General features: G+C 54.0%; 25 protein-coding genes. 6 read left to right on the top strand and 19 right to left on the bottom strand.

The features are described from left to right. Positions 1 to 12 precede the first annotated feature (12 nt). The 4 genes from V6E55_RS05020 to yceD form a co-directional block, all read right to left on the bottom strand. Positions 13 to 966 carry a beta-ketoacyl-ACP synthase III gene (locus tag V6E55_RS05020; protein WP_028019050.1) on the bottom strand — a complete coding sequence of 318 codons (954 nt, stop codon included), beginning with the start codon at positions 964 to 966 and terminating at the stop codon, positions 13 to 15. Between the two features lie 6 nt (positions 967 to 972). Next, positions 973 to 2,007, bottom strand: a complete 1,035-nt coding sequence (gene plsX, locus V6E55_RS05015) for a phosphate acyltransferase PlsX (RefSeq protein WP_108090219.1) — start codon at positions 2,005 to 2,007, stop codon at positions 973 to 975. Positions 2,008 to 2,087: 80 nt separating this feature from the next. Next, complete coding sequence (rpmF, locus tag V6E55_RS05010; RefSeq protein WP_003857964.1) at positions 2,088 to 2,261, bottom strand: 50S ribosomal protein L32; 174 nt, start codon at positions 2,259 to 2,261, stop codon at positions 2,088 to 2,090. A gap of 16 nt (positions 2,262 to 2,277) precedes the next feature. Beyond that, a complete protein-coding gene (gene yceD, locus V6E55_RS05005) occupies positions 2,278 to 2,799 on the bottom strand; it encodes a 23S rRNA accumulation protein YceD (RefSeq protein ID WP_014883375.1) in 522 nt (173 codons plus the stop codon). A 140-nt stretch (positions 2,800 to 2,939) separates the two neighbouring features. Here yceD and V6E55_RS05000 point away from each other — a divergent pair, with 140 nt between their 5' ends. After that, entirely contained in the window at positions 2,940 to 3,524 is a 585-nt protein-coding gene (locus V6E55_RS05000) for a Maf family protein (protein WP_114978212.1), read from the top strand. 79 nt (positions 3,525 to 3,603) lie between these two features. Here the strand turns inward: V6E55_RS05000 and rluC are convergent, their stop codons facing one another. Beyond that, complete coding sequence (gene rluC / locus V6E55_RS04995) at positions 3,604 to 4,551, bottom strand: 23S rRNA pseudouridine(955/2504/2580) synthase RluC (RefSeq protein ID WP_236920702.1); 948 nt, start codon at positions 4,549 to 4,551, stop codon at positions 3,604 to 3,606. A 572-nt stretch (positions 4,552 to 5,123) separates the two neighbouring features. Here rluC and rne point away from each other — a divergent pair. Next, positions 5,124 to 8,240, top strand: a complete 3,117-nt coding sequence (gene rne, locus V6E55_RS04990; RefSeq protein WP_316942303.1) for a ribonuclease E — start codon at positions 5,124 to 5,126, stop codon at positions 8,238 to 8,240. Between the two features lie 40 nt (positions 8,241 to 8,280). Here the strand turns inward: rne and V6E55_RS04985 are convergent, their stop codons facing one another. Next, positions 8,281 to 9,216 (bottom strand): LysR family transcriptional regulator, encoded by a 936-nt coding sequence (locus tag V6E55_RS04985; protein ID WP_207220704.1) that lies wholly within the window; start codon positions 9,214 to 9,216, stop codon positions 8,281 to 8,283. Positions 9,217 to 9,325: 109 nt separating this feature from the next. Here V6E55_RS04985 and V6E55_RS04980 point away from each other — a divergent pair, with 109 nt between their 5' ends. After that, the gene (locus V6E55_RS04980) at positions 9,326 to 10,540 is read left to right on the top strand and encodes an MFS transporter (protein ID WP_316942302.1); all 1,215 of its coding nucleotides are present in this window, start codon (positions 9,326 to 9,328) and stop codon (positions 10,538 to 10,540) included. A 75-nt stretch (positions 10,541 to 10,615) separates the two neighbouring features. On the opposite strand, the gene flgL is transcribed toward V6E55_RS04980, so the two are convergent. The 11 genes from flgL to flgB form a co-directional block, all read right to left on the bottom strand. Then, entirely contained in the window at positions 10,616 to 11,569 is a 954-nt protein-coding gene (gene flgL / locus V6E55_RS04975) for a flagellar hook-associated protein FlgL (protein WP_316942301.1), read from the bottom strand. 14 nt (positions 11,570 to 11,583) lie between these two features. Next, positions 11,584 to 13,224 carry a flagellar hook-associated protein FlgK gene (gene flgK / locus V6E55_RS04970; protein WP_316942300.1) on the bottom strand — a complete coding sequence of 547 codons (1,641 nt, stop codon included), beginning with the start codon at positions 13,222 to 13,224 and terminating at the stop codon, positions 11,584 to 11,586. Between the two features lie 75 nt (positions 13,225 to 13,299). Continuing rightward, positions 13,300 to 14,253 carry a flagellar assembly peptidoglycan hydrolase FlgJ gene (gene flgJ, locus V6E55_RS04965; RefSeq protein ID WP_049007893.1) on the bottom strand — a complete coding sequence of 318 codons (954 nt, stop codon included), beginning with the start codon at positions 14,251 to 14,253 and terminating at the stop codon, positions 13,300 to 13,302. Beyond that, positions 14,253 to 15,350 (bottom strand): flagellar basal body P-ring protein FlgI, encoded by a 1,098-nt coding sequence (locus V6E55_RS04960; RefSeq protein ID WP_029740346.1) that lies wholly within the window; start codon positions 15,348 to 15,350, stop codon positions 14,253 to 14,255. The genes flgJ and V6E55_RS04960 overlap by 1 nt, the downstream gene beginning before the upstream one ends. A gap of 12 nt (positions 15,351 to 15,362) precedes the next feature. After that, a complete protein-coding gene (flgH, locus tag V6E55_RS04955) occupies positions 15,363 to 16,061 on the bottom strand; it encodes a flagellar basal body L-ring protein FlgH (RefSeq protein WP_008500809.1) in 699 nt (232 codons plus the stop codon). A gap of 57 nt (positions 16,062 to 16,118) precedes the next feature. Further along, positions 16,119 to 16,901 carry a flagellar basal-body rod protein FlgG gene (gene flgG / locus V6E55_RS04950; protein WP_008500810.1) on the bottom strand — a complete coding sequence of 261 codons (783 nt, stop codon included), beginning with the start codon at positions 16,899 to 16,901 and terminating at the stop codon, positions 16,119 to 16,121. Positions 16,902 to 16,912: 11 nt separating this feature from the next. Then, the gene (locus V6E55_RS04945; RefSeq protein ID WP_049007894.1) at positions 16,913 to 17,668 is read right to left on the bottom strand and encodes a flagellar basal body rod protein FlgF; all 756 of its coding nucleotides are present in this window, start codon (positions 17,666 to 17,668) and stop codon (positions 16,913 to 16,915) included. Between the two features lie 20 nt (positions 17,669 to 17,688). After that, positions 17,689 to 18,897 carry a flagellar hook protein FlgE gene (flgE, locus tag V6E55_RS04940; RefSeq protein WP_114978220.1) on the bottom strand — a complete coding sequence of 403 codons (1,209 nt, stop codon included), beginning with the start codon at positions 18,895 to 18,897 and terminating at the stop codon, positions 17,689 to 17,691. 26 nt (positions 18,898 to 18,923) lie between these two features. After that, complete coding sequence (gene flgD, locus V6E55_RS04935) at positions 18,924 to 19,634, bottom strand: flagellar hook assembly protein FlgD (protein ID WP_316942299.1); 711 nt, start codon at positions 19,632 to 19,634, stop codon at positions 18,924 to 18,926. Between the two features lie 11 nt (positions 19,635 to 19,645). Further along, positions 19,646 to 20,050, bottom strand: a complete 405-nt coding sequence (gene flgC, locus V6E55_RS04930) for a flagellar basal body rod protein FlgC (RefSeq protein WP_013097138.1) — start codon at positions 20,048 to 20,050, stop codon at positions 19,646 to 19,648. A gap of 3 nt (positions 20,051 to 20,053) precedes the next feature. Further along, positions 20,054 to 20,470: a flagellar basal body rod protein FlgB gene (gene flgB, locus V6E55_RS04925; protein WP_316942298.1), complete on the bottom strand. Its 417-nt coding sequence runs from the start codon at positions 20,468 to 20,470 to the stop codon at positions 20,054 to 20,056. 157 nt (positions 20,471 to 20,627) lie between these two features. Between flgB and flgA the strand changes: the two genes are divergently transcribed. From flgA to flgN, 3 genes are all read left to right on the top strand, one after another. Further along, positions 20,628 to 21,287 (top strand): flagellar basal body P-ring formation chaperone FlgA, encoded by a 660-nt coding sequence (flgA, locus tag V6E55_RS04920; protein ID WP_316942297.1) that lies wholly within the window; start codon positions 20,628 to 20,630, stop codon positions 21,285 to 21,287. Between the two features lie 93 nt (positions 21,288 to 21,380). Beyond that, the gene (flgM, locus tag V6E55_RS04915; protein ID WP_114978222.1) at positions 21,381 to 21,674 is read left to right on the top strand and encodes a flagellar biosynthesis anti-sigma factor FlgM; all 294 of its coding nucleotides are present in this window, start codon (positions 21,381 to 21,383) and stop codon (positions 21,672 to 21,674) included. Between the two features lie 4 nt (positions 21,675 to 21,678). Next, complete coding sequence (gene flgN / locus V6E55_RS04910) at positions 21,679 to 22,104, top strand: flagella biosynthesis chaperone FlgN (RefSeq protein WP_028019068.1); 426 nt, start codon at positions 21,679 to 21,681, stop codon at positions 22,102 to 22,104. A 59-nt stretch (positions 22,105 to 22,163) separates the two neighbouring features. On the opposite strand, the gene murJ is transcribed toward flgN, so the two are convergent. Then, on the bottom strand, positions 22,164 to 23,699 hold the full coding sequence (murJ, locus tag V6E55_RS04905) for a murein biosynthesis integral membrane protein MurJ (RefSeq protein ID WP_316942296.1): 1,536 nt from the start codon (positions 23,697 to 23,699) through the stop codon (positions 22,164 to 22,166). Positions 23,700 to 23,828: 129 nt separating this feature from the next. Then, entirely contained in the window at positions 23,829 to 24,752 is a 924-nt protein-coding gene (locus tag V6E55_RS04900) for a Gfo/Idh/MocA family protein (RefSeq protein ID WP_129996108.1), read from the bottom strand. Position 24,753: the final 1 nt, after the last annotated feature.

The raw sequence follows: 24,753 nt of genomic DNA, 5'->3' as shown, positions 1-24,753 counted from the left end.
TTATTCCTTATCCTAGAAACGAACCAGCGCGGAACCCCAGGTGAACCCACCACCAAAGGCTTCAAGCAAGACCAGTTGGCCCCGTTTAATTCGTCCATCACGTACCGCTTCATCAAATGCGCACGGTACCGACGCCGCAGAGGTGTTGCCGTGACGATCCAGCGTCACCACAACGTTATCCATCGACATGCCCAGCTTTTTAGCGGTCGCGCTGATGATTCGCAGGTTCGCCTGATGCGGCACCAGCCAGTCAAGTGCGGTGCGTTCAAGGTTATTGGCTTCCAGCGTCTCGTCGACAATGTGCGCGAGCTCAGTTACCGCTACCTTGAAGACTTCATTACCCGCCATTGTCAGGTAAATGGAGTTATCCGGATTAACGCGATCGGCGTTAGGCAGCGTCAGCAATTCACCGTAGCTTCCATCGGCATGCAGATGCGTGGAGATGATACCCGGCTCTTCGGACTGACCCAGCAGTACCGCACCCGCACCATCACCAAAAATAATGATCGTACCGCGATCGGTTGGATCGCAGGTACGCGCCAGCACGTCAGCGCCAATGACCAGCGCATATTTCACGGCACCGGATTTAACATACTGATCGGCAACGCTCAGGGCATAGGTGAAACCTGCACACGCAGCTGCGACGTCAAACGCCGGACAGCCCTTAATGCCGAGCATGTTTTGCACCTGGCACGCCGCGCTTGGGAAAGCATGCGTGGCAGACGTCGTGGCGACCACGATCAGGCCAATCTCTTCTTTATCGATGCCCGCCATTTCGATAGCACGCTGTGCGGCTTCGTAACCCATGGTAGACACGGTTTCGTCTGGCGCGGCGATACGACGTTCACGGATACCTGTGCGCGTGACAATCCACTCGTCAGACGTATCTACCATTTTTTCCAGATCGGCGTTGGTACGCACTTGTTTTGGCAGGTAGCTGCCGGTACCTAAAATCTTCGTATACATGTACGCTCAGTCACTTTTAGCTAATACAGATTCCAGGCGAGCGGCAATCCGCTGAGGGACTTGTCGCTGCACCGCCTGCACTGCCTGTTCAATGGCGACAGAAAATGCTCGCTGATTGGCGGCGCCATGACTCTTAATCACGATGCCGCGCAATCCTAACAGACAGGCGCCATTATACTGGTCGGGGTTGAGGTGACTGAATCGCCGCGTCAGGCTTTTTTGTAACCAACGCTTCAATAAAATCAACCACCAGGCGCTTTTTTTGCCTTCTCCCTGAGATTTCAGCAGAGAAAGAAACATGCGCACGACCCCTTCCATGGTCTTTAACGTTACGTTTCCGGTGAAGCCATCGCACACCAGAACATCCGTTTTACCCGTCAGCAACTCATTGGCTTCGAGATAACCAATATAGTTGATGGAAGGAACCTGTTTGAGCAATTCTGCAGCTTCGCGAATGCTGTCCAGGCCTTTGGTCTCTTCTTCACCAATGTTCAGTAACGCAACACGGGGATTGTTGATCCCGACCACTTCTTCTGCCAGCACCGAACCCATCACGGCAAACTGAGCCAGCATTGTACTATCACAGTCGACATTAGCGCCCAAATCGAGCACCACTGTCTTGCCCTTCTGTTGATGCGGTAATACCGTCACCAGCGCCGGGCGCTCAATACCCTCAATAGGCTTGAGCAACAATTTCGACAGCCCCATCAGCGCACCGGTATTTCCCGCACTGACGCAAGCCTGCGCTCGCCCTTCTTTCACCAGCTCAAGCGCCATCCGCATTGAACTACCACGGCTATTGCGAATCGCCTGCGAGGGCCGGGCATCACTGGCAATAACTGACTGCGCAGGAATAATCTGCAGACGCGAACGTTGTTCAAAGTCAGCTTTTGCAAGTAATGGCGTGATTGTGTCGGGATTGCCGACTAAAAGAAGTGTGAGTTGCGAATTAGAATTCAGTGCCTGCAATGCTGCAGGCACTGTCACAGAAGGGCCAAAATCTCCCCCCATGACATCTAACGCCAGGGTTAGACGTGTCAAGGTATCGTCGCAGCCTGGTTCGGTAAATTCCCCGTTTACACGGGGAAATCCTCACTAAGCCTAATCACGCTGACGCGTGATTACTTAGTGATAACCTTGCGGCCGCGGTAGAAACCGTCAGCGGTGATGTGGTGACGCAGGTGTTTCTCACCAGAAGTCTTGTCTACAGACAGGCTGGTAACTGCAGTCAGCGCGTCATGGGAACGACGCATGCCACGTTTGGAACGGGTTGGTTTATTCTGTTGTACGGCCATGGACCTTACTCCTCAATTACTTACGCTTTAAGCTGGCTAATACGGCAAATGGGTTTGGTTTTTGCGCTTCATCAGGCAGTTCCCCAAAGACCATGTCCGCCTCGGACACTTCACAGTGTTCAGAATCATGCACCGGAACCACTGGCAAGGTGAGGATGATTTCATCTTCAACCAGAGCCAGAAGATCGATTTCACCGAATTCGTTAACCTCAATCGGCTCATACGCTTCCGGGAGTGCTTCAGCCTGTTCGTCAGAACGAACCGGACTGAAACAATACGTTGTGTGAACATGCTGTACAAACGGTTTCCCGCAACGCTGACACTCGAGCGTTACCGTTACCTTTGCATCACCGGTTAAAACGGCGAGACGCTGGTTATCGATAGCGAACGACATGGAGCATTCTACATCACTGTCCACACTGACTACGGATTCGGCAATACGCTCAGCCTGATCGGAAGTATAGATACCTTCGTAATCAAGGCGTTTTTGAGCCGTACGAACCGGATCAAGAGTCAGGGGTAATTTTACCTTTTGCATAGGGCGCGCATATTAACTTTGTAACGTCATATAGTCAAAGAAAAAGGCAACCTGGGCTGCCTTTTGCCAATTATTCGCACACATTGCGGCCTGTAGTTTAAAATGGCTGGCATCGATACGCTATATCTGGTGATAAAAATATGCCAAATCTCGTACTTGCTTCCACTTCGCCCTACCGCCGAATGCTGCTGGAAAAGCTCGGGATCCCGTTTGAATGTGCTGTACCAGACGTTGATGAGACGCCACAGCCTGGCGAGTCACCGCGTCATCTGGTGACGCGTCTTGCCAGGGAGAAAGCACAATCGCTCGCCGCACATTATCCTTCGCATTTGATTATAGGCTCCGATCAGGTTTGCGTGCTTGATGGCGTTATCACCGGAAAACCCCATACCGAAGAGAATGCCATCCAGCAGTTGCTGAGCGCACGCGGCAATATCGTCACCTTTTATACTGGCCTGGCGCTGTACAACTCGGCCTCTGGCCATCTGCAAACGGAGTGCGAGCCTTTCGATGTGCACTTCCGCCATCTCAGCGAGCAAGAGATCATGGATTATGTGCGTCGTGAGCGACCGCTGAACTGTGCAGGCAGTTTTAAAAGTGAAGGATTGGGGATTGCTCTGTTCGAAAGGCTGGAAGGCCGCGACCCAAATACCCTGGTCGGTTTACCGCTGATTGCGCTGTGCCAGATGTTACGGCGTGAGGCCTGCAATCCGCTGACGATGTGATTTTTGCCCGGCGGCGCTTCGCTTGCATGGGCCTACGGGCTTCGTAGGCCGTGTAAGCGCAGCGCCACCCGGCACAGAATCAGCCGCGCAGAACCTTCAGACAGCGCTTTAACTGGTCATCCAGCGGTGCTTCAATACGGATGGTTTCACCCGTATTTGGATGGGTAAACTTCAGCGCTGCCGCATGCAGGAACAGACGAGATAGCCCCGTGCCCGCCAGTTGCTTATCGAACTCCCGATCGCCATAGCGATCATCAAACGCGATAGGATGGCCTGCAAACTGGGTATGCACGCGGATCTGGTGGGTGCGACCGGTGACCGGGCTGCAACGTACCAGTGTGGCAAACTCGTAGCGCTCTTCAACTTTAAAACGCGTCTCTGATGGTTTCCCTTCCTGGCTCACGCGGACAATACGCTCGCCGCTTTGCAGAATGTTCTTCAGCAATGGCGCCTGCACCACTTTCACATGGGACTGCCACTGACCGCGAACCAGCGCCAGATAATCTTTCTGCATCCCTTTTTCACGTAATTGCTCATGTAAAGAACGCAGTGCAGAGCGTTTCTTCGCCACCAGCAGTACGCCGGACGTGTCACGGTCAAGACGGTGCACCAGTTCGAGGAAACGCGCCTCCGGGCGCAGGGCTCGCAAACCCTCAATCACGCCGAAGCTCAGACCGCTACCACCATGAACAGCTGTACCTGACGGTTTATTTAGCACCAGAATGTAGTCATCCTCATAAAGGATCACATCGCTCAGGGCCGCGACTTTTTGCAGCTTAGGTGAAACGACCTCTTCTTCACGTTCTGCAACGCGCACTGGCGGAATACGCACTTCATCGCCTGCTTCGAGCTTATACTCAGGTTTCACGCGCTTTTTATTAACCCGCACCTCACCCTTACGCAAGATACGGTAGATCATACTCTTTGGCACACCTTTCAGTTGAGTGCGCAAAAAGTTGTCGATACGTTGCCCTGCTTCATCTTCGGCGATGGCAACCATTTTTACGGCTGTAGTCTCTGTTTTCATGGTTGGCGATTCTAAATATCGTCAGCCATTAGCGCCACTCATTTTTCTATGCTTATATTTACTTTTATCCGGCCTGTCCCCCGTTTCGCGCAACCGATTTGGTGGTTATTAAACCAATCACCATTCTGAAGTGAAGAAACTGTGAGTAACCGGGTGATAATTGGTAAAAGTCATCTTGCTATAACCCGGCGAGCAGTGGAATAATGAAGCTGTTTTCCGTGTTAAATCCTGGTTAAGTAAGGATGTTGACGGAATGACCAATTTTGTCTGACCGATCATCCACGCAGCAATGGCGTAAGACGTATTGATCTTTCAGGCAGTTAGCGGGCTGCGGGTTGCAGTACTTCCCGGTATAAGGATTGTTCTCTGGAGAGTTCTACCCAGGCAATTCCCCTGATAATTGCGCTGTGTTTCCGTATGAAATACAGGCAACCGACACTTTGCGCCTCTTAAGCGAGCGACAACCGTGAGGTTGGCGACGTGAATAGACACGAGGCCATCGGTTCATACCCCGGAAAGCGTCACCTTGCCCGCAGCTTTGTCGTCAATGTAAGAATAACGAGTAAGTTACGATGAAAAGAATGTTAATCAACGCAACTCAGCAAGAAGAGTTGCGTGTCGCCCTTGTGGATGGGCAGCGCCTGTACGATCTGGATATCGAAAGTCCTGGACACGAACAGAAAAAAGCGAACATTTACAAAGGTAAAATCACCCGCATTGAACCAAGCCTTGAAGCTGCATTTGTCGATTACGGTGCTGAGCGTCACGGTTTCCTCCCTCTGAAAGAAATCGCCCGCGAATATTTCCCTGCAAACTACAACTCTCATGGCCGTCCAAACATCAAAGATGTTCTGCGTGAAGGTCAGGAAGTTATCGTACAGATTGATAAAGAAGAGCGTGGCAATAAAGGCGCCGCACTGACTACCTTTATCAGCCTGGCAGGGAGCTATCTGGTTCTGATGCCAAACAACCCGCGCGCGGGTGGTATCTCTCGCCGTATCGAAGGTGATGATCGTACCGAGCTGAAAGAAGCGCTGGCAAGCCTCGAATTGCCTGATGGCATGGGGCTTATCGTGCGTACCGCAGGCGTAGGCAAATCTGCCGAAGCATTGCAGTGGGACCTGAGCTTCCGTCTGAAGCACTGGGAAGCCATCCAGAAAGCAGCGGAAAGCCGCCCTGCTCCATTCCTGATCCACCAGGAAAGCAACGTTATCGTGCGTGCCTTCCGTGATTACCTGCGTCAGGACATCGGTGAGATTCTGATCGATAACCCGAAAGTGCTTGAACTGGCGCGCCAGCACATTGCCGCATTGGGTCGTCCGGATTTCACCAGCAAAATTAAACTGTACACCGGTGAAATCCCGCTGTTCAGCCACTATCAGATTGAATCCCAGATTGAGTCAGCCTTCCAGCGCGAAGTGCGTCTGCCATCCGGTGGTTCTATCGTTATTGATACCACTGAAGCGCTGACCGCTATCGATATCAACTCCGCGCGTGCAACACGCGGCGGCGACATCGAAGAGACTGCCTTCAATACCAACCTTGAAGCCGCTGATGAAATCGCCCGCCAGCTCCGCCTGCGTGACCTGGGTGGTCTGATTGTTATCGACTTCATCGATATGACCCCGGTTCGTCACCAGCGCGCGGTTGAAAACCGTCTGCGTGAAGCGGTGCGCCAGGACCGTGCGCGCATCCAGATTAGCCATATCTCGCGTTTCGGCTTGCTGGAGATGTCCCGTCAGCGTCTGAGCCCATCTCTGGGTGAATCCAGCCATCACGTCTGCCCGCGTTGCTCCGGCACCGGTACCGTGCGTGATAACGAATCTCTGTCCCTCTCTATCCTGCGTCTGATCGAAGAAGAAGCACTGAAAGAGAACACCAAAGAGGTTCACGCCATTGTTCCTGTGCCAATTGCGTCCTACCTGCTGAACGAAAAACGTGCAGCGGTAAGTGCCATCGAAGCACGTCAGGGTGGCGTTCGCTGCATTATCGTGCCAAACGATCAGATGGAAACCCCGCACTATCACGTGCTGCGTGTCCGTAAAGGCGAAGAGACAACCACGCTCAGCTACCTGCTGCCGAAGCTGCATGAAGAAGAGATGGCTCTGCCTTCCGATGAAGAGCCTGCCGAGCGCAAATTGCCTGAGCAACCTGCGTTAGCCACCTTTATCATGCCTGAAGCACCACCTGAAACGGCGCTGGAAAAACCTGCTGCAAAACCTGCGGCACAGAAACCAGCAGCTACAGTGGAAAAAACCCAACCGGATCAACCTGGTCTTCTGAGCCGCTTCTTTGGCGCGTTGAAGAAAATGTTTGCCGGCGAGGAAGCTCAACCAGAGCAACCGAAAGAAGAGCCAAAAGCAACCAAGCCTGAGCGTCAGCAGGACCGTCGCAAGCGTCAGAACAATCGCCGTGATCGTAATGATCGCAACGACCGTAATGACCGCAGCGAGCGTCGTGACAACCGTTCAGACAACGGTGAAGGCCGTGAACAACGCGAAGACAACCGTCGCAACCGTCGCGAGAAACAACAGCAAAATGTTGAAGATCGTGAAATTCGCCAGCAGGCGGGCGATGAGTCAGAGAAGAGCAAACAGCGTGACGACCAGCAGCCGCGCCGCGAACGTAATCGTCGTCGTAACGACGAGAAACGTCAGGCACAGCAAGAAGTCAAAAACCTGAACCGTGAAGAGCCTGTTGAACAGCAGGACGGCGAGCAGGAAGAACGGACTCAGGTTATGCCGCGTCGTAAGCAGCGTCAGCTTGCGCAGAAAGTACGCTTCACCTCCGAAGCTACCGAAGAGTCAACCATTGTCGCCGCTGAAACAAGCGAGAACACAACCGGTACCCAACTAGCAAAAGTTGATCTGCCGGCTGTGGTAGAAAACACGGTTGAGCAGGATGAAAACGGTGAAAACCGCGATAATGCCGGTATGCCGCGTCGTTCACGTCGTTCTCCACGCCATCTGCGCGTCAGTGGTCAGCGTCGCCGTCGTTATCGTGACGAGCGTTACCCTGCCCAGTCGCCAATGCCATTAGCCGTGGCATGCGCATCACCTGAAATGGCATCCGGTAAAGTCTGGATCCGCTATCCGGTCGCTCGTCCGGAGCAGGTTGTGGAACAACAGCTGGTAACAGAAGAGTTGATTGCGCCAGTCGCAGCCGTGGAAGAAACCGTAGCTGAAGCAGCCATCGTGGTAGAACCGCAAATTATTGAGGTTGAAACCCCACATGCCGTGACGGTAGAAACCACGCATCCGGAAGTGATTGCCACCCCGGTTGATGCTGCACCGCAGCTGATCGCTGAAGAAGATACCGTAGTGGCAGAAGAGGTTGCAGAAGAAGTACAGCCTGCAGCTGCTGTAGAAGATACCGCAGAAATCATGGCCGAAACCGTCACTGAAAATGTGGTTCAGGATGTTGAGATTGTAGCTGAACCTGTTCGTGCAGCCGAAGAAGTGAAAGTACCTGAGGTGAAACCAGAGCCGGTTGTTTCTGCGCCAGCCTCTGCTCATGTTGCGACAGCTCCTATGACGCGTGCTCCGGCACCTGAGTACGTGCCTGAAACTCCGCGTCACAGTGACTGGGTACGCCCTGCTTTCAACTTCGAAGGCAAAGGCTCAGCAGGTGGTCACAGTGCAACGCATCAGGCGACTGCACCGGCGACTCGCCCGCGCTCTGTCGAGTAACGGCATCGAAAGTAAAAAGCCGACCTCCGGGTCGGCTTTTTTATTGCTTGTTTACAGGCTTTCTCATTCCGGCAATGTCCGGCATCACCTGTTTCATCATCTCAAGAAAACGACGTAAACGCGCCGGATAGTATCGCGACCAGGGGTAAACCAGATGAACGGGCAGAGCCGCAGGTTGCCACTCCGGAAGAAGATGAACCAGGCGTCCTTTCTCAATATCCTCTTTCACCGTCCAGCTGGAGACCATCGCGACACCAAGCCCAGTCAGTACCGTATTGCGTGCCACGTACAAACTGTCAGTACTGAGACGCGGTGTAATGGCGATACGTGTTGGCTGTGCCGAGCCGTCAAATAACTCTATATGGCGCTGATAAAAGGTACTGATGGCGATCCAGGGGAGTGCCTGCAAATCCTCTGGCTTTTTGACCTCCGGAAAACGCGCCAGCAGTGCCGGGGATGCCACGACGGAGCGCGGTACCTCTGCCAGTTGCACAGATACGGTCGCCGGATCGACCTCAGCACCCACGCGGATCGCGCAGTCAATGTTGTCACTCAGGAAATCTACCGACCTGTCATGCAACATCCACTCAACGGACAACTGTGGATAACGATGCAAAAATTCGGTTAATGGCTTCAGAAACTGGTCCTGCCCAAAGGCATGCGGTGCACGCACCCGTAATACCCCCACCGGTTCATCCTCAGCCTGTCCAACTTCATCTTCAAGTGCCAGCCAGCTGTCAATCACGCGCCGGGCGTGTTGATAGCAGCGCTCACCATCGTCAGTAAGCCGGGTCGCATGGGTTGTACGCAGCAGCAAGCGAGCCCCCAGCAGGGTCTCCAGAGACTGCAAACGTCGGCTAACCGTGGCCTGAGTGGTTGAAAGCTGCCTTGCCGCTGCTGATAACGACCCAGTTTCAACGATACGAACAAACGTGCGCATCAATTCCACTCTGTCTAAACGCTCAACTCGTTTCATATACCTCCCTGACATACGTTTAACGTATAAGCGTTTTACCACCGGGCTGGCTACCCTCGCAAGGCAGACTGATAAAAAATAGCCCCACACGACGAATGAGGAACATCTTATGAACACAACGACTTCCCCCCACGCTGCCAGCCGCTGGGTGATTTTCATGCTAGCACTGGGCGCTGGCTTTAGCGTGGCATCCATCTATTACGCACAGCCCCTTCTTCCGCTAATGGGTGCCGACCTTCATCTGAGCATTGAAGGCATGGGGTTAGTACCAACCTTAACTCAGGCAGGTTATGCGCTCGGCATTCTGTTTCTGCTTCCACTGGGCGATCGTCATGACCGCAGGACATTAATCCTGATTAAAAGCGCGGCGCTGGCGCTGTTCCTGCTGGGCTGTAGCCTGACCGGGCAACTCCATTCCCTGTTGCTGGCAAGTTTACTTATCGGTATGGCCGCCACCATGGCACAAGATATCGTTCCGGCTGCGGCTATTCTCGCGCCGGAAGGGAAGCTGGGTAAAACCGTGGGTACGGTGATGACGGGGCTGCTGATGGGCATCTTATTGTCGAGAACTGTTAGCGGTGTGGTGGGAGAAGCCTTTGGCTGGCGCGTCATGTACCAACTGGCTGCGGTGAGCATTGCGTTCATCGGGGTGATGATGTGGATTGTACTTCCCCGTTTCGCCATTCACTCCACACTGAGCTACCCCGCGCTGATGCGTTCTATGGAACATCTGTGGCGTCGTTATCCGGCATTGCGCCGTGCAGCGCTGGCACAGGGTTTTCTGTCGATTGCCTTTAGTGCCTTCTGGTCCACGCTGGCGGTCATGCTGCTGGAACGCTATCACCTTGGCAGTGCCGTAGCCGGTGGTTTTGGTATTGCGGGTGCAGCAGGTGCATTAGCCGCACCGCTGGCGGGTGGACTGGCGGATAAACTGGGAGCCGGAAAAGTCACACAGCTTGGCGCATTACTTGTGACTGTCTCGTTTGCCCTGATGTTCCTGATGCCTGCTTTGGGAACTCATGGGCAACTGATTCTGATTGCCATCTCTGCCGTTGGGTTCGATCTGGGTCTGCAGTCTAGTCTGGTGGCCCATCAGAATCTGGTCTACAGCCTTGAACCACAGGCCCGGGGACGCCTTAATGCTCTGCTCTTTACCGTTATCTTTATCGGCATGGCACTGGGCTCCGTCTTAGGCAGTAATATCTACTCGCTGGCGGGCTGGACGGGCGTGGTCGCTCTGGCAACCGTCTGTGGTGTCATTGCGCTGGGGATCCGTCTGATAGAAAGCGCACGTGTCGCCTCCATACAGGCAGAAGTTGCATAAAAAAAATGCCCAATCCAGATGGATTGGGCAACAGAACATACCCTGGCTAAGGACATGTTCCAGGAGGTCAAGATGTTATTTGTTCAGCTGGAACAGAGACATGCCCTGCATATCGCTAAACGCTTTATAAGACGCCTGCAAGGCCGCCTGCTGCATGGTGTAAGAGGAAATTGCCGCATTCCAGTCAACGTCCACAAGATCACTCATTTGTGCAGTCTGAGAGAGCGAGCGGTCATTACTCAATGTGTTCAGTTTATCAAGTTCGTTAAGCTTGGTACCCAAATCGGCCCGTACGGTTAATACATTATCAAGCGAGTTACGTAACCCCCGGTTTGCAACATCAATAGCTGCATTCTCCTGATCAACCTTCGCTTGATCGTCACCAACAGGTGTGTTCAACGATGTGATAGCGTTATCCAGTATCTTGAACAAATTCTTTTCCGGCGTTCCACCACCCGGCTCCGGTGTTGCATTGCTGGTAAACGTGGCAAAAACCTCTAATCCAGTGTGGCTAATCTGCATATTTCGCGCAGAATCTACCTGTTGGTTAATCGGGGTTGTACCGCCGATATAATTGCCGCTGGTTTGGTCAAAAGCGACATTCTCCGTCTTATAACCTGCAAAGATATATCGCCCATTACCGTCAGTGCTGTTGGCGAGGTTCATCAACTGATCGCGGATCCCTTGCAAGTCCGTCGCCAGAGATGCCCGATCGCTATCACTTAATGTTCCGTTTCTGGCATAAACAACTTTTTCCTGAGCACTCTGAATGGCCGTTGTAACCTGGGAGAGGACACTCTCTTCAAGTGACACTTTCTGAGTTGCAAAGGTACGCGCAAGATCGAATTGGCTATTCTGCGCCTGAGCCTGAGACAGAACAATCGCCTGCGATGCCGCGATAGGATCATCCGACGGACGATTGACACGCTTACCGGTGGACATTTGCTCCCCGTAGTTCAGCCACTTGCTCTGGGAATCGGTGATCCCCCGCATGTTCTGGTCGTACATCATCTGGGTGCTAATACGCATTGTTCACCTCAACCTTATCGAATGTTGATAATTGCATCGAAGAGCGTACTGGCAGTCTGGAGAACCTGCGCATTGGCCAGGTAATACTGCTGATAACGCTGTAAATTGCCATACTCTTCGTCGAGGTTTACCCCAGAGATGGACTGCTGCTGCTTAGTTAACTGTGTTTCCACATTCGCTTTCGTCTGGCTGCTCACTTTCAGTGACGCCGTTGAGCTACCGACAGTACTGACGAGAGAAGCATACGCATCGTTGAAGGTTTTGTTTCCACCCACCACTTTGGCGTTTTGCAGATCAAGCAGTTTTTGACCGTTACGGTTGTCACTCTCACCGCCGTTCTGCACCGATGCCATCGCCAGTTTAGACTCGTCACTGATTGCCAGATCCATGTTCATGATGACATTGGATACAGGCTTCACGGTGAAACTGTCTTTGGTGTTTGCTGTGCCGCTCACATTGACGTTAAGACCGTCAAACGACAGATTGCCGCTTGCATCCGGGCTCATCGTAAAGCTGGTTTTATCGGAAGTACGGGTGACCGTCCAGTCGGTGCCATTAAATTGCAGTTTGTAGTCTGTTGCCTGGACTTGTTTGCTGTCCGTTACAGAAGCCGTGACAACGGCCGAACCGCCATTCTTGCTATTGGACAGAACCGCCGGAGAACCGAAGTCAAACAGCTTACCGCCCGCATCACCGTTTGCATCAAAACCGGCTTCATGCTGCGTGTTCATTGCATCGGCAAAGGCCAGTGCCATTTGGTTCAGGGTGTTACGGGCTTTATCCAGATCTTCATTACGGAATGTCAGCAAACCGCCTAAAGAGCCGGTGGTGATCATCTTTTCCGGGATCTCAATATTACCCGCAACATCGTCGACATAGGCGACGGTCGTACGAGCCGGATCTGCGCTCGACTTAACGGCCGCCAGTTGGTTGGCTTTGCTGCCCTGCACCAGGCTGTAACCGTTGCCGAAAGAGATGTTAAACGTACCACTATCCTGAACAGAAACTTCCACACCTACGATTTTGTTCAGCTCGCTGACTAACTGATCGCGCTGGTCGAGCAGATCGTTAGGGGAAGCGCCCGCACCGACACCAGTCAGACGGGAAATCTGATCGTTCAGATTCGCAATCTGTTTGGCGTAGTTGTTGATCTGAGAAACGCTGCTCGAAATCGCGGTATTTACCTGAGAATCCTGATCGCGAAGATATTGATCGTTGGTTTTAAACTGATTGACAAGACCATCTGCCTTTCCCAGCACCGTCTGGCGTGCAGCAGGATCTTCCGCGTTGCTTACCAGCGTTTGCAGGCTCTTGAAGAAGTCCTGCAACGTCGTAGAGAGCGAGTTGGTCGTATCGGACAGCACATCGTCGATCTTTGACATCTGCTGATAGCGCGTCGTCAGACCGCTGCTCTGCGTCTGCGCGGCACGCAACTGGTTGGTGATGAATGCGTCATACTCACGCTGGACACCGGAGACATAAACCCCGTTACCCACCCAGCCACCGCCGGTCAGCGTGCTGTTAGAGGCGCCCAGCACCGTGGTCTGGCGGGTGTAACCTGCCACGTTATAGCTTGAAATATTATTACTGACGGTATTGAGTGCCGACTGCGCAGCACTGAGGCCACTCATGGCGCTGTTAATCAAACTGGACATGGGGGTTCCTTTTATACGTTCAGACACGAGTCCTGATGAAGGTTATCGGCAACCTCCACCGGGACTTGAGAACTTTCAGAACAGATTTTCGATATCTGTGCTATAGGCTTTGCTGACCTTTTCGCCCATGGATTTCAGCTGCTGGATCATACTGGTGAGCTTACGCGCATAGTTCGGGTCGGTCGCGTAACCTGCGTTTTGCAGGGCCTGAGCACCCTGCTCCGCCGTCGCCGCCTGGGTAACAGCGGTATAACGCGGATTTCGGCTCAACAGCCCCACATAATCGGACAACGCTTCCAGATAAGAGCTGTACACGCGGAATTTTGCTTTAACCTTCACCGCCGCACCGTTCTCGTATTCGGTGGTCGTGATCTCCGTTGTTGGCCCCTTCCAGCCGGAAGTCGCCTTCACGCCGAAGATGTTAAAGCTCGGTTCACCGTTCTCCTTTCGGATTTGGCGCTGACCCCAGCCCGATTCCAGCGCGGCCTGCGCCAGAATCAGGTGATGTGGAACACCGCTCTGTTCACTGGCAAGTCGCGCAGGCAGTGAAAGCTGCGCCAGGAAGTCTTTGCTGTCACCGGAGAGGGGTTCATCACCGCCCCCCGTTGTTTTCGGGATCGCCTTACGCACCATTTGTGTCAGCGCCTGGTTCTGATAACTGGTCACCGTTTCCAGGTCGAACTTCATCGGCACTTGCTGCGTCTGCTCTTGCGGCTGAATACCTTGCGCGGCTTCGGTCTGTTTCACAATCATGTCAGCCAGACCGAGACCTTTACCGGCAGTCATCTGCTGCGCAATCTGCTGGTCATACATGCTGGTGTACAGACGCGTTGAATCGCTGCTGAACATCCCGTCTTTCGGCAGGGTTTCACGCATGCTTTTCAACATCATCTGTACAAACATCCCTTCCACCTGGCGGGCAACCGGGCGGATATTCGCCGCCGGGTCTTTACCTGCTTTGGTTTTCAGTTCGTTGAGCGACTGGGCGTCCCAGGCGGCACTGGTCAACAGTTTGCTATCGGTCAGCATTAGATGATTTCCAGTTTGGCACGCAAACAGCCCGCGCTTTGCATGGATTGCAGAATGGACATCAGATCCATCGGCGTTGCACCCAGGGCGTTCAGGGCACGCACCACGCTGTTCAGGTTGGCGCTGGAGCGAACGCTCTGCAACGACCCACCGCTCTGACGCATATCAATCTGCGTTTGCGGTGTCACCACCGTCTGACCACCACCAAATGGCGTATTCGGTTGACTCACGTTCGCGGAGCGGTTCACCGTCACAGAGAGGTTACCCTGTGCCACAGCACAGCTATCCAGAGAGACTTCCCGGTTCATCACTACCGAGCCCGTACGGGAGTTAATAATCACCTTCGCATCCTGTACCGGGACATTCACTTCCATATTCTGGATATCGGCCAGCATGCGTACCTGGTTGCTGCTACCGGTGGAGGTACGGATCTGCACGGTGCGCGCATCCAGTGCCGTTGCATTACCGTAACCGCGGCTGCGGTTGATGGTATCGGCAATTTGCTGCGCCATGGTGAAGTCTTCATTATTCAGCTGCAGGTTGATGGTGTTGCCCGCGCCAAACTGAGTCGGCAACTCACGCTCAATGATGGCACCGTTGGTGATACGTCCGCCGTTCAACTGGTTCACCTGCACACTGCTCCCGCCAGCAGAAGCACCCGCCCCGCCGACCAGAATGTTCCCCTGCGCCAGGGCATACACCTGGCTGTCGACGCCTTTTAGTGGCGTCATTAACAGCGTACCGCCACGCAGACTTTTGGCGTTACCCATGGAGGAAACCACCACGTCAATGGTCTGCCCCTGACGCGCAAACGCCGGGTAGGAGGCGGTGACCATAACGGCGGCAACGTTTTTCAGCTGCATGTTGGTTCCCGCCGGGACCGTAATACCGAGCTGGGAAAGCATGTTGTTCAGGCTTTGGGTGGTGAAAGGCGTCTGGGTGGTCTGGTCACCCGTACCATCCAGACCAACCACCAGGCCATAGCCAATCAGTGAGTTTTCGCGTACGCCCTGAACACTGGTGAGATCGCGAATACGGTCAGCCTGGGCAAACGTTGCCACCAGCGCCAGCGCCACGGCGAAGATCGATTTAAACATGGGTCACCTCGCTTACATCGGCGATAAATTAAGGAAGAAGCGTTGCAGCCAACCCATATTTTGCGCTTCGTTGATGTAGCCGTTACCGACGTACTCAATGCGCGCATCCGCCACCTGGGTGGACGGAACAGTGTTGGTGCCGCTGATGGTGCGAGGGTTTACCACGCCCGAGAAGCGGATGAATTCAGTGCCCTGATTGATAGCAATCTGTTTTTCACCCACAACATGTAAGTTGCCGTTAACCAGAACCTGGTCAACCGTTACCGTCAGCGTGCCGCTGAAGGTATTGCTGGCGTTCGCGCCACCTTTACCGTTAAAGGTATTGCCACCAGAGGCATCCACATCCGCACGCGCATTGCCGAACAGGCCTTGCAGATAACGTGGAACGGTGTCGAAGCCAAAATTCGTTTTGCCATCGCGGCTGGCGTTCGCCGACGAGCTTTTACTCGCACTGACGTTTTCCTGCAGCACAATGGTCAATGTATCGCCGACATTACGTGGACGACGATCTTCAAACAGCGGCTGATAACCGTAGTTAATCGGCTGCGCGGTCTGGAAAATGGAGCCGTTTACTACTGGCGCCGGGCCAGGAACGGGTTGGGCAGTCGTCGCACCCTGGACCAATGGTTTGGACGGGATCCAGGCACACCCGCTGAGAGTGACAGCCAGAACAGTCAGTATCGGATAACGAAACGCCGCGTTTTTTTGCATTGCCTTCATCTTCGAAAACAGGGAGCCGGTGCGGTATTTACCGCACCGGACTACACCTTAGAGTTGCGTCAGTTTCTGCAGCATCTGATCGGTCGTCGATACTGCTTTACTGTTAATTTCATACGCGCGCTGGACCTGGATCATATTCACCAGTTCTTCCGCCACGTTCACGTTGGAGGTTTCAACATAACCCTGGTACAACAGACCCGCCCCGTTCAGACCTGGGGTGCTCTCATTTGGCGTACCGGAGGATTGTGTTTCGGTGTAGAGGTTCTCACCAATGCTTTCCAGACCAGTATCGTTCATGAAGGTGGTCAGGTTGAGCTGGCCAACCTGAACAGGCGCAGCCTGGCCTTGTTGGGTCACACTGACGACGCCGTCACGCCCGATGGTAATGCTCAGGGCGTTCGCCGGGATGGTAATCGCAGGCTGAACCTGGAAACCACCTGCCGTGACCAACTGACCATTCTGATCAACCTGGAATGAACCGTCGCGGGTATAGGCAGAGGTCCCGTCAGGCAACTGCACCTGGAAGAAGCCCTGGCCTTTGATTGCCACGTCTTTACTGTTGTTGGTCTGAGACAGGTTGCCCTGGCTGTGCAGACGTTCGGTGGCCACCGGACGAACACCGGTACCGATCTGCAGACCCGATGGCAGCGTCGTTTGCTCAGAAGACTGCGCACCCGGCTGACGGATGGTTTGATAAAGCAAATCTTCGAAAACGGCGCGCTGGCGCTTGAAACCGTTGGTGCTTACGTTTGCCAGGTTGTTGGCAATCACATCCATGTTGGTTTGCTGCGCGTCCAGGCCAGTTTTCGCGATCCATAAAGAACTGATCATAAGGAGTCCTGTTAACTCATAGCCAGAAGTTGGTTAGCCTTTCCCGCGTTTTCATCCACGCTGCTGATGATCTTCATCTGCATTTCAAAACGGCGGGCGCTGGCAATCATGTCGCTCATGGCGGCTACCGGCTTAACGTTACTGCCTTCCAGCACGCCAGACATCACACGGATGCTCGGATCGGCCTGTAATGTGGCACCACGTGTGGCCTGGGCTGCCTGGGTCAGACGGAACATGCCGTCGTCACCACGCTGCACCTCTTTGCCTTCCGCTTTGACCAGTTTCAGACGACCGACGGGCGCAACGGTATTAGCCGGATCGCCCGGGTTCAGCGCCGAAATGGTGCCGTCAGCAGCGATAGTCAGCTCCGAGCCTTCTGGCACGGTCAGCGGACCCGCTTCACCCATTACCGGGTGACCCTGAATCGTTAACTGGCCCGTCGCGCTCACCTGGATATTCCCGTTACGGGTATAACCTTCGCCACCGTCAGCGGTTTGCACTGCCAGCCAACCGTCCTGCTGCAGAGCAACATCCAGCGGGCGTGACGTGTAATCCATCTGCCCTGGCGTCATATCTGCGCCAGGAGTAGATGCCGTAACCAGCGTACGCGTTGGCAGAGACAGCCCTTCTACCGGCACCGCACGCAGCGCATTAAGCTGGGCACGAAAACCCGGTGTCGAGGCGTTTGCCAGGTTGCTGGCCGTAACGGCTTGCTGATTGAGCGTCTGACTTGCCGCGCCCATCGCGGTATATATTGCGTGATCCATTGCGCTTTCCTGTTAGCCGCTTAACGCAGGTTAACCAGCGTGTTGAGGATCTGGTCCTGGGTTTTGATGGTCTGCGCGTTCGACTGATAGTTACGCTGTGCGACGATCATGTTCACCAGTTCTTTACTCATATCCACGTTGGAGGCTTCCAGCGCGCCGTTAGTCAGCTTGCCGAAGTTACCGGTACCTGCGGTACCCAGCAGCGCCACACCAGAAGACTGGCTGGCAGACCAGACGTTGTCGCCTTCCGATTTCAGACCTTCGTTGTTAGCGAAGTTAGCCAGTACGATCTGCCCCAGAACCTGAGTCTGTTCGTTGGAGTAGTTCCCCACAACGGTGCCATCATCGTTAATCTGATAGCTCACCAGGTCGCCCGGCTTGAAGCCGTTCTGGCTGGTCGCCACAATATTGTTCGCACCGGTATTCTGCTGCATGGAGTTCGCAAAACTCATCGCGAAGGTCGCTGGGGTCGCACCGGGTATGGTCGCGGTAGTTAAGTTGACGTTACCACCACCGGTCAGCGAACCGTTGTTATCGAAGGTCAGCGTGGTCGCCAGTGTCGCCGCGCTACCTGCTACGCTACCGTCCTGGGAATACACTTTCCAGGAGTTAGCGGGCGCAGCATCTTTGACGTAAAACAGGTTCATGTTGTGCGCATTACCCTGGCTATCAAAGACGGTCACAGTCCCTTTTTTGTTATAGGTATCCGGGTTAGTAGGGTCGAATGCCACCGTTGGCGCGGTATCGGTGGAGTTAAGGTTGATCTGCTGGGAAGCCGTGCTCGTCGACTTAGCTGCCATCAGCGTGGTTGGGATAGTGATCGCCTGTGGGTTAGCACCAGTTTGGACTTTTGATGGTGTGCCAGCTACCGGATAACCCGTCAGCTGCATACCCTGCATGTTGACCAGCGTGCGGTTTTCGTCGAGCTTGAATTGACCGTTACGGCTGTAGAACACAGAACCGTTGGAATCGACCATACGGAAGAAACCGTTCTGGCTGATCGCAACGTCCAGACCACGACCAGTGTTGGTGGTGGTGCCGTCGGTAAAGTCCTGAGTGATGCCCGCAACTTTGACGCCCAGGCCAACTTTGGAACCGGCAAACATGTCTGCAAATGAGGCAGAACCGGATTTAAAACCATAGGTCGCGGAGTTGGCGATGTTGTTGCCAATGACATCCAGGTTGGTGGCCGCAGCATTCAGGCCGCTGACCGCTTGAGAAAAGGCCATGACTTACTCCTGATAAGTGTTAAGGCTTAGATAATCTGCCGAACTTCGTCGAGTGTGGTGGTACCAGAGGTACCCAAATCCAGTTTGTTGCCGTCGCTTCCTTTAATCACGCCCTGGACCAGCGCGAACTGCAGCGGCTGCGCCACCAGCTGGGTTGTCCCGTTGCTGGCGCTAATCGCCACTTTATAGGAACCGTTTGGTGCTTTGGTGCCGTCGGTCAGGGTGCCATCCCAGGTAAAGGTGTGAACGCCCGCCTTCAGCTCGCCAATATCAATGGTACGGACAACCGCGCCAGTGGAATCCGTGATCGTGGCGGTGACCTTCTCAGCCGCCTGCTGGAGCTCAACACCAAACGGTGTGGTGGTCGTTGTGGTGTTGCCTTCGGTGGTGCTGGAGCCCGCCAGAATGGTGGTACCCGGGATCATTACCCCATGACCAATCAGGCTCGCGGCCTGCAGAGACTGGCTGCTACTAATCTGACCAGATACGGAACCGAGGGTGGTATTGAGTTTCTCAATGCCGCTAACGGTGCTGATCTGCGCAAGCTGCGTGGTCAGTTCGTTATTTTGCATTGGGTTCGTGGGATCCTGGTTCTTAAGCTGCGCCACCAGCAGCGTCAGAAAGCTGCCCTGAAGATCGGCGGCATTACTCCCGGTGAGGGAGTTAGAACCCGTCGTACTCTTTGTGTTGTTAACACCCGAGTTCGTAGGATCATTCACATTTACGGCGATGGACATGCATGTCTCCTTTACTGGCCGAGAGTGAGTGTTTTGAGCATCATGCTCTTCACGGTATTAAGCACTTCGACGTTGGCCTGGTAACTACGGGAAGCCGACATGGAGTTCACCATCTCACCCACCACATCCACATTAGGCATTTTCACGTATCCGTTAGCATCCGCGAGTGGGTTGCCGGGCTCATACACCAGCTTATCCGGTGCCTGGCTCTCTACCACATCAGACACTTTCACGCCGCCCGTTGCCGCGCCAGGCGCCGCATCAACCTGGAAGACAACCTGTTTGGCACGATAAGGCTGGCCGTCTGGTCCAGTCACGCTGTCGGCGTTCGCCAGGTTACTGGCAGCCACGTTCAGACGTTTGGACTGCGCGGTTAACGCCGAACCGGCGATATCAAAAATATTCAGCAAGGCCATCTATCAGTTGCCCCCCTGCAGGACGCTCATCATGCCTTTGATTTGTCCGCCGAGTAGGGTCAGGCCTGTCTGATATTTCAGGCTGTTATCGGCAAACTGTGTACGCTCCCGGTCCATATCCACGGTGTTACCGTCGAGTGAGGGCTGATCGGGAATGCGATAAAGTAAATCGGTCGTTGGCGCGGTCATCGCCTGAGCAGGAATATGGCGAGAGGATGTCATCGCGAGTGCAACACCCGTTCCTTCGGCACGTCCACGCTCCATCACCTTTTTGAGTTCACTGGAAAAATCAATATCGCGCGCCTGATACCCCGGTGTATCGGCGTTGGCGATGTTGGCGGCTAAAATCTCCTGCCGCTGGGCGCGTAAATTGAGCGCTTCCTGCTGAAAACGTAACGCGGCGTCGAGTTTATCGAGCATGTCTCCTCCGCTGATGGCAAAATTTCAGTTCACAGCTTAAATCTCACCCGGTCTCCCCTATCGACGGAATAAGCGCAAAATGCGTCGCTATTTATTCCGTTGATGCAAAACCACTGCAGGTAGAATTCACTCAATTCTGGAAACGGTGGAACTTGCGATGCAAACGTTAAAACGTGGCCTGGTGGCAACTTTCTTGCTGTTTAGCCCTCTGGTGCAGGCCGAAGGCTTACAGGATCAACTGACGGCTTTTTTCGCTGAAAAGCTGACGGGCTTTAGCGATGACGTTACCGTTACCGTACGCACACCACCGAATCTCTACCCCACATGTGAACAGCCGTCATTCAGCGTCACGGGGACCACGAAGCTGTGGGGGAATGTGAATGTGCTGGCACGTTGCGCCAACGAAAAACGCTATTTACAGGTTGCAGTTCAGGCGACGGGCAATTATGTTGTCGCCGCCGTGCCCATTGCTCGTGGTAGCGCACTTCAGACAAACAGCGTGACGTTAAAACGCGGCCGTCTGGATCAGTTGCCGCCACGAACCATGCTGGAAATCAACCAGGCACAGGACGCCGTCAGCCTGCGCGATGTCGCACCCGGCCAGCCGATACAGCTCTCAATGCTGCGCCAGGCATGGCGGGTAAAAGCGGGTCAACAGGTGATGGTTGTTGCCAATGGAGATGGCTTTAGTATCAACAGTGAAGGGAAAGCGTTAAATAATGCCGCGGTGGCGCAAAACGCCCGCGTCAGAATGACCTCAGGCCAGGTGGTTAGCGGAACCGTCGATTCTGATGGGAATATTCTGATTAACCTATAATCTTTTTAAAGATTTCGCGACGCTTGCCGATAAATATTCAACTAATGATGATGTCAGGCGCAAACGCCGCGAACCCTCGATGAGGACAACACTATGAGCATTGATCGTACATCAGCCCTGAAGCCGGTAAGCGCTGTACAACCTCGCGAAACGAATGACACGCCAGCGCAGAAAACGCGTCTGGAAAAACCGTCAACGTCCAACAGCACCAGCGTGACCCTGAGCGACGCGCAGGCAAAACTGATGCAGCCAGGCAGCAACGATATCAATATGGAACGTGTTGAAGCGCTGAAAACGGCTATTCGTAACGGTGAGCTGAAAATGGATACCAGCAAAATTGCTGATGCCCTGATTCAGGAAGCACAGAGTTTCTTACAGAGTAACTAACCGTATGAGTCGACTGTCAGAAATACTGGATCAAATGACGGTTGTCCTGAACGACCTGAAAACGGTAATGGACGCAGAGCAACAGCATCTCTCTTCCGGTCACATTAACGGTAGCGCGTTGCAGCGTATTACTGAAGATAAAAGTTCGCTTCTGGCGACACTGGATTATCTGGAGCAACAACGCCGCGCAGAGCAAGATCCTAAGCGCAGTGCAAATGACGATATTGTTGAACGCTGGCAGACTATTACTGAAAAAACCCGGCACCTGCGCGATCTCAACCAGCATAATGGCTGGCTGCTTGAAGGGCAGATAGAGCGTAATCAGCAAGCGCTTGAGGTGTTGAAACCGCATAAAGAAACCGGACTGTACGGTGCGGATGGTCAGACTGCTACTGCACGTATTGCGGGTGTTAAAAAGATTTCGATTTGAAGCAGCAGCGACAAATCATGCAGTGGGGAGCACCATAAGGTGAACTCCCCTTTTGGCGTTTATGCCGTACGACGGGTGAATTCTTTCACCTTGAATCCCAACACCGCGAGCGTGGCAAAGTAAGCCACTACACCGACCAGCACCACGGCCATCAGCCGCATCAGCCGGTATGGCATGGTTCCCAGAGACCACTCTGGCATGACATACATCATGCCAAGTAACGCCGCTGACATCACCAGCACCGCGATGATCAGACGCACAAGGAAACGAGACCAACCCGGCTGCGGCGTGAAGATATCCTGCTTGCGCAGCTGCCAGTACAACAGCCCGGCATTCAGACAAGCGGCCAGACCGATAGACAATGACAAGCCTGCATGCTTCAGAGGACCAATAAACGCCAGGTTCATCAGTTGGGTCATAATCAGCGTCACAATCGCAATTTTCACCGGCGTTTTGATGTCCTGACGCGAGTAGAAACCTGGCGCCAGCACCTTGACGACGATCAGCCCCATTAAACCAACCGAGTAGGCTATCAGGGCGCGCTGCGTCATGGCGGCATCAAACGCGGTGAATTTCCCGTACTGGAAGAGCGACACCGTCAGCGGTTTGGCCAGAATACCCAGTGCCACTGCACTTGGCAGCGCCAGCAGGAAGCAGAGACGTAAACCCCAGTCCATCAGGCGGCAGTACTCATCATGATTACCACTGGCAAAACTCTTCGACAGCGACGGCAGCAGGATCGTCCCCAGCGCCACACCCAGTACCCCAGACGGAAACTCCATCAGACGGTCTGCGTAGTACATCCAGGAGACCGAGCCGGACACCAGGAAAGAAGCAAAAATGGTATTGATGATAAGCGAGATCTGGCTGACGGAGACGCCAAGGATCGCAGGCCCCATCTGCTTAATGACACGCATTGCACCGGCATCTTTTAGATTGATGCGTGGCAGTACCAGCATGCCAATTTTTTTCAGATGTGGCAGCTGATAAGCCAGTTGCAGCACGCCTCCCACGGTCACCGCCCATGCCAGCGCCAGGACCGGCGGGTTGAAATGCGGTGCGGCGAACAGGGCAAAGCCGATCATGCTGACGTTAAGAAACGTCGGGGCAAATGCCGGAACGGAGAAACGGTTCCAGGTGTTCAGTATTGCCCCCACCAGTGAGGCCAGCGAGATCAACAGAATATAAGGGAAGGTAATGCGCAGAAGCTGTGAGGTCAGAGCAAATTTATCTGCCGTATCGGCAAAACCAGGTGCGGTCACCATAATCACCCAGGGTGCTGCCAGCATCCCGACGACAGTCACCACGGCCAGGGCCAGCGTCAGCAACCCGGAAACATAAGAGACAAAAACGCGCGTCGCGTCCTCACCCTGCTTACTTTTATATTCCGCCAGGATCGGAACAAAAGCCTGAGAAAATGCCCCTTCTGCAAAAATACGACGCAACAGGTTTGGCAATTTGAACGCGACGAAAAAGGCGTCCGTAGCCATCCCTGCACCAAAGACCCTTGCCACAATTGCATCGCGCGCAAAACCGAGTACGCGGGAAAACATGGTCATCGAGCTGACGGCTGCCAGCGATTTTAATAAGTTCATTAATGTGAATTTCCACAACCCTACGGATTTGTAAGCCGGGTAAGCGTAAGCGTTACCCGGCGAAACCAACAACCGGCGCTTAGTCTACCCGGATTTCAACGAATTACTATCCGCAGATGTTACAGCGAATTATTCACTCATCGCCTCTCGCCAGAGCCGTTCCACAATGCGTTGCGCCATAATAGCCTGCTCTCCGGACGTTTCAGGAACCGTCTGATTTTGCACACAGGTGATAAAGTGGCGGGCACATCCTGCGAACCCGCGCTGCTCAAGGGTACTCTGCCAGCCGGGCGCCGGGAGCGTCACCACGCCGTTGCCCTTCTCTTCCCGCCACTCACGCATGTCCGTAATGTCGTAAAGCGCACCGTCAGTCACCGCCTGAACGGACTCACGCTGACTGCCCGCACGACGATGCATGCTGGTCGTTACCTGCAGATGGTCAATCGCGAAGTGATGTTCGGCATAGACCATCTCGCCCTGCTCATTCGTCAGGAGCGTCCCGCTTTGCAGTTGCGCATTGCCGTTACTGAGCCACAGCGCCGTGTCCACGACGTGCAGATAGTCATCCAGCAGCGTGAAACGTAAATCGTTTGGTCCGATACTATCGGTACGGTGTTTATCCATACGGAGCGAGGCCAGACTACCGGACTGCGCTTTCAGCTGTTGGTAAAGTGGTGCGAAGCGGCGGTTGAAACCCACCATCAGCGTCAGTTTCTTACGTGCCGCCAGCTCAATCAACCGTTCAGCATCCTGGACATTTTCAGCCAGCGGTTTATCCACACAAACATGAACCCCTGCATGGAGTAGCTCGCTCACCACCTGATAGTGGGTTGCCGTTGAGGTATGAACAAAGACCGCATCGCACTCACGGGCTAAATCCTGAAGAGAGCTGGCATAAGGGATTCGCCACGTTTCACAGATCCGCTCTGCTTTCTCGCGAGTGGGTGACCACGCCCCCTGAAGCGTCCAGTCCGTCGCCGCACCCAATACAGGTAGCCAGGCTTTTTGCGCGATGCCGCCCAGCCCTACCACGCCTACACGTAATTTATTCATC

Source organism: Enterobacter sp. 342 (genome assembly GCF_036663495.1).
Taxonomy (GTDB): domain Bacteria; phylum Pseudomonadota; class Gammaproteobacteria; order Enterobacterales; family Enterobacteriaceae; genus Enterobacter.
This window is presented reverse-complemented; position numbering and strand designations above follow the sequence as displayed.